This window comes from Microcystis sp. M049S2 (genome assembly GCF_020245625.1).
Taxonomy (GTDB): domain Bacteria; phylum Cyanobacteriota; class Cyanobacteriia; order Cyanobacteriales; family Microcystaceae; genus Microcystis; species Microcystis ichthyoblabe_A.
The window spans coordinates 1-4,545 of the sequence record NZ_JADBUN010000062.1 but is presented as its reverse complement, the minus strand read 5'-3'; the positions used below and the strand labels follow the sequence as shown (position 1 = coordinate 4,545).

Annotated in this window: 6 protein-coding genes; 2 read left to right on the top strand and 4 right to left on the bottom strand. The window is 43.3% G+C overall.

Translation table 11 applies throughout. The features are described 5' to 3' along the window. The first annotated feature begins 297 nt into the window (after nt 1-297). A complete protein-coding gene (msrB, locus tag IM496_RS05225) occupies nt 298-714 on the top strand; it encodes a peptide-methionine (R)-S-oxide reductase MsrB (RefSeq protein ID WP_194018393.1) in 417 nt (138 codons plus the stop codon). 52 nt (nt 715-766) lie between these two features. On the opposite strand, the gene IM496_RS05220 is transcribed toward msrB, so the two are convergent. The 4 genes from IM496_RS05220 to ruvA form a co-directional block, all read right to left on the bottom strand. Next, entirely contained in the window at nt 767-970 is a 204-nt protein-coding gene (locus IM496_RS05220) for a phycobilisome linker polypeptide (protein WP_002739162.1), read from the bottom strand. Between the two features lie 190 nt (nt 971-1,160). Beyond that, nucleotides 1,161-1,646 (bottom strand): allophycocyanin subunit beta, encoded by a 486-nt coding sequence (gene apcB, locus IM496_RS05215; protein WP_002758327.1) that lies wholly within the window; start codon nt 1,644-1,646, stop codon nt 1,161-1,163. 79 nt (nt 1,647-1,725) lie between these two features. Then, entirely contained in the window at nt 1,726-2,211 is a 486-nt protein-coding gene (apcA, locus tag IM496_RS05210) for an allophycocyanin subunit alpha (protein ID WP_002744263.1), read from the bottom strand. A 295-nt stretch (nt 2,212-2,506) separates the two neighbouring features. Then, nucleotides 2,507-3,136, bottom strand: a complete 630-nt coding sequence (ruvA, locus tag IM496_RS05205; RefSeq protein WP_287661456.1) for a Holliday junction branch migration protein RuvA — start codon at nt 3,134-3,136, stop codon at nt 2,507-2,509. Nucleotides 3,137-3,199: 63 nt separating this feature from the next. Here ruvA and IM496_RS05200 point away from each other — a divergent pair, with 63 nt between their 5' ends. Continuing rightward, on the top strand, nt 3,200-4,429 hold the full coding sequence (locus IM496_RS05200; RefSeq protein ID WP_287661454.1) for a site-2 protease family protein: 1,230 nt from the start codon (nt 3,200-3,202) through the stop codon (nt 4,427-4,429). The last annotated feature ends 116 nt before the right edge of the window (nt 4,430-4,545 follow it).

Here is a 4,545-nt window from a genome sequence, read left to right as displayed (position 1 = left end):
GCTGTTGTAGAGTGGTGGTCATTGGTTTATGATTCCTATTAGGTTGTCGAGGTACGATTGATTGATGATGTCTCTATCTTAAAGACTTTGTATCGGTTTGTAAAGGGGTTTGAAACTATTGTTACTTATACCATTGATAAGCTGAGATTATGCTAAGTCTATAGGGTTTCCTGACCAAGTTTTCCTTTTGGGGAGTACGTCGTCAGGGGCCGATGTTAAATCAGGTCATACTTCATGTTTATGAAAAAAACCTAGATATCGAACTCAGGTTAGACTAAAAAGAGAAATTTAATCATAATGGCGGTTGTGATGACTATGGTAGAAAAAGTTCGTAAAACCGAGGCAGAATGGCGGGACCAGCTAACTCCCGAACAGTTCCAAGTTACCCGCAAAAAGGGAACAGAACGGGCTTTTACTGGTAAATATCACGATAATAAAGAAAAAGGTATTTACAAATGTGTCTGCTGTGGTACGGAGTTATTTACTTCTGACAGCAAGTATGATTCGGGTACTGGTTGGCCGAGTTTCTGGACTGCTGCTAACGAGGCCAATATTAAGTACGAGCGAGATGTTAGTTTTTTCATGGTGCGGACAGAGATTCTTTGTGCCACCTGTGATGCTCATCTCGGTCACGTTTTTAATGATGGTCCACCCCCAACGGGAAAACGCTATTGTCTCAACTCTGCCGCTTTGCAGTTTGAAAAAAATCCCTAAAGCAAAAAGAGGTCTGAAAAGACCTCTTTTTTTAAGTTCTAGTGGCAGCCAATTACAGTAAACCTGTATTAGTTCCCGGTTTGCCGGTAGCTAACTGCACTTTGACAATTTTGCCGCCCATTTTCATGATGCGTTGTTGCTCACGAAACCAATTATCGTAGGGAACGAGTTTGGTGAAATAGGTATTTTGTAATTCCCGTTGTGTCCGAATGCGGCTTTGGCTTGGAACACAAGCGGTGATTTTGAACATCCGCATGGATTGACTTCTCCTAATCGCTGAAAAACTTGTCGCTCAAACTAACGAAGGCCTTTTTCTAAAATAACAAAGGTCGGGAGTCAAGGATCAATACTAGCTCGTCAAAACCTATCTTGGCCAGATTCAGCCTTTAAAGACCTAGCACTCATCCTCGGCTTCCCGAACCCTATTTTGTCCGAGTTCGTTACTTCTAGCTTAAGCCAGAGCTAATGTAGTCGAAGTAAATCCCCATTTCTTTACCCGCATCAGCACCAACTAAACTAGCGGTGACTTCTTTCATCGCTTGGATAGCTTGAACGGTGGAGGAGATGGGTACACCTAAAGAGTTGTAGGTTTCTTTCAGTCCGTTGAGAACGCGCTCATCGAGAATAGAAGGATCTCCAGCTAACATAGCGTAGGTAGCATAACGGAGATAGTAGTCGAGGTCACGGATACAAGCGGCGTAACGACGGGTGGTGTACATATTGCCACCGGGACGGGTTACGTCAGAGTATAACAGGGACTTAGCCACAGCTTCTTTAACGATACCGGCAGCGTTAGCACTAATGACACTAGCGGCACGCACGCGCAGTTCACCGGTGGCGAAATAGCTTTTCAGTTTGCCGAGAGCATTAGAGTCAAGGTATTTGCCTTGAACGTCAGAAGAGTTGATAACAGAAGTAATTGCGTCTTGCATGGTGGTTCTTCCTTGAATTTTGCTTAATCTTAAGAGGTTTACGAGGGGTGTGTCTAGAACAATTCACAAAGGAGTTATTCTACGACATAGAGCCGATCACGTAATCGAAGTAGGAAGAAGCTTCAGAAGCATCGTCAGAAGACATAAGACCAGTAGCAACTTCTTTCATTTCGCGAACACTTTGAGCTACGGCACCGATGTCGGTTCCTAAAGATTTGTACATTTCACGCACACCGACTAAACCGATTTCTTCAATCGGGGTGACATCACCAGCAACTACTCCGTAGGTGATTAAACGTAGGTAGTAGTCCATGTCACGCAGACAGGTAGCGGTCATTTCTTCGCCGTAAGCGTTGCCACCGGGGGAAACGATGTCAGGACGTTTTTGGAATAAGCGATCGCCAGCTTGTTTGACGATGGTTTCGCGAGCGCCAGTTAGGGTTTCAGCGATGCGTAAACGAGCGGCACCACTGGTAACGAAGGCTTTAATTCTGTCTAGTTCGCCGGGGCTGAGGTAACGAGCTTCAGCATCAGCATTCACGATCGATTTCGTGACGATACTCATTGATGGATTCCTCCCAACTAAGTGAGATTAATAAACTTAACCTGACATTTTATAGCAGTTGTGGTCACTACGCTCAAGTTATCTCGTTTCCGCCTCAGCGTCTCAAGACTTCCCTAGCTAGAGCGACCTAACGCAACTATTTTGCGGCATCTGGTTCACCTTCTCACTATTTTCGTAATACTTTTTAACATTTGCCCTGAGAAAGTAGCACCGGAGTGGGGTATGAAGTGTGGGGTGTGGGGTGTGGGGAGAATAAATGAAACTGTCTCCTGTCTCGTGACTCCTGACGACTGATTCACCCTAGCCAATTAATTGCTCCTTTAATCCAGTCTTCTGGCTGAGTATTTTTACTAAATAAAGCATCTTGACTGAGGACTGCTATGGCTCGATCGATTTCCTCTTGGCTGTATCCTAAAGCTAAAAGGGTCATCTGCACATCTTCGAGGATCTCCGCTGCCGGTAGTATTGCCGTGGTTGTCGTCGTCGCTTCTCTTAGTTGTCGCCATGCTGCCAATTTAGTTTTTAACTCCAAAGCGATTCTTTCTGCTGTTTTTAAGCCGACTCCGGGGGTTTTGCTCAAAATTTTAGTATTTCCTGTCACTATCGCCACCACAAGTTCCTCAATCCCCAAGGTATCGATTAAAGCTAGGGCTAATTGCGCCCCAACCCCATTGACGGAAAGCAGTTGACGAAACAGATCTCGCTCTGGGGCGGTGCCGAAACCGTACAATAAAGGCTGCTCCTCGCGAAAGAGTAGGTGAGTAAAAATCTGACAACTATCATTGTTATCTGTGCCGATGTCTAGGGCTAATCGCGAAGGAATTTGGATTTCGTAACCGATCTGGTTTACGTCTAAAATCAAGATCAGTCGGTTATTAGGGGTTTTGAGCACCTCGATCGCTTGTCCCCGTAAATAATTAATCATTGATTTAATTCTCCTACGAAAATAACCGAACAACAGTGATGACGGTTTTTACTCCCTGAAAGAATGCCGGAGAGATTTTCATTTTTGTTACAATTGTTAACAGAAGTGAATGGCGCAATTGATAACCTAATTTTCTTGGCGTTAGTCCCCCATAATTGGAGAAGATACAAAATGAATGGCAACATTAGAGTCGGGAATCTCTTTGGAATTCCCTTTTATATTAATCCTTCTTGGTTCTTTGTTCTGGGGTTAATTACCTTAACCTATGGAGGAGAATTAAGTCAGTTTCCCCAGTTAACGGGAATTATGCCCTGGCTCTTAGGATTTTTTGCCGCTATTCTCCTATTTGCCTCCGTGGTTGCCCACGAATTAGGTCATAGTTTTGTTGCCATCGCCCAAGGTATTGAAGTCAAATCAATTACCCTCTTTTTATTCGGTGGTTTGGCAACTCTCGGCAGAGAATCGAAAACTCCCCTAGAAGCTTTTCTAGTAGCAATTGCCGGCCCTTTAGTTAGTTTACTGCTCTTCGGTATCTTCCTAATTATTGGTCTTAATATTAGTTTAAGCGCGCCCCTAGCGGCGATTCTTTCTCTGCTTGCCTATATCAACCTCGCTCTGGGTTTATTTAACCTGATCCCCGGTTTACCTTTAGATGGTGGTAATATCCTTAAAGCTATCGTTTGGCAAGTAACAGGCAATCCCAATAAAGGGGTTTTATTCGCTAGTCGTTTCGGTCAATTTTTTGGTTGGTTAGCGATTGTCATCGGTGCGCTATCAATTCTCGGAATCAGTCAATTTGGCAGTTTTTGGACGCTATTAATTGGCATTTTCCTCCTACAAAATGCTGGCTTTTCCGCTCAATCAGCTAAGGTTCAAGATTTCCTAAGTCGCTACACCGCTAAAGATGTTATCTCTCCTAATAGTCCTGTAGTTCCGATTAATTTAACCCTGCGCGAGTTTGCTAATAATTATGTTATCGGTAAACAACAATGGTCTAAATTCCTAGTTACCGATAGCGAAGGTAAACTATTGGGGGTGATTAATGTAGATGCTCTGAAAACGATTCCCACTTCCCAATGGACAGAGGTAAATATCGGCCAGTTATTACAAACTAGCGAAAGTCTTAAACTGGTTTTGTCTCATACTTCCCTACTAGATGTGGTGAAAATTTTGGAAGGAGAAAATTTATCTCAAGTGACAGTGGTAGAAGAAAACGGCACGGTTTTGGGATTAATTGAGAAAGCTTCTATCCTGACTTTTCTCGCCCAAGAAACCCAAAGTCAAACCGCTTAATCAGTTATCAGTTATCAGTTATCAGTTATCAGTTATCAGTTATCAGTTATCAGTTATCAGTTATCAGTTATCAGTTATCAGTTATCAGTTATCAGTTATCAGTTATCAGTTATCAG

Excerpts from the sequence above, each read along its gene's own strand:
- IM496_RS05200 (WP_287661454.1), top strand. The coding sequence starts at position 3,200 with ATGCCGGAGAGATTTTCATTTTTGTTACAATTGTTAACAGAAGTGAAT.
- IM496_RS05220 (WP_002739162.1), bottom strand. The coding sequence starts at position 970 with ATGCGGATGTTCAAAATCACCGCTTGTGTTCCAAGCCAAAGCCGCATT.
- apcB (WP_002758327.1), bottom strand. The coding sequence starts at position 1,646 with ATGCAAGACGCAATTACTTCTGTTATCAACTCTTCTGACGTTCAAGGC.
- msrB (WP_194018393.1), top strand. The coding sequence starts at position 298 with ATGGCGGTTGTGATGACTATGGTAGAAAAAGTTCGTAAAACCGAGGCA.
- apcA (WP_002744263.1), bottom strand. The coding sequence starts at position 2,211 with ATGAGTATCGTCACGAAATCGATCGTGAATGCTGATGCTGAAGCTCGT.
- ruvA (WP_287661456.1), bottom strand. The coding sequence starts at position 3,136 with ATGATTAATTATTTACGGGGACAAGCGATCGAGGTGCTCAAAACCCCT.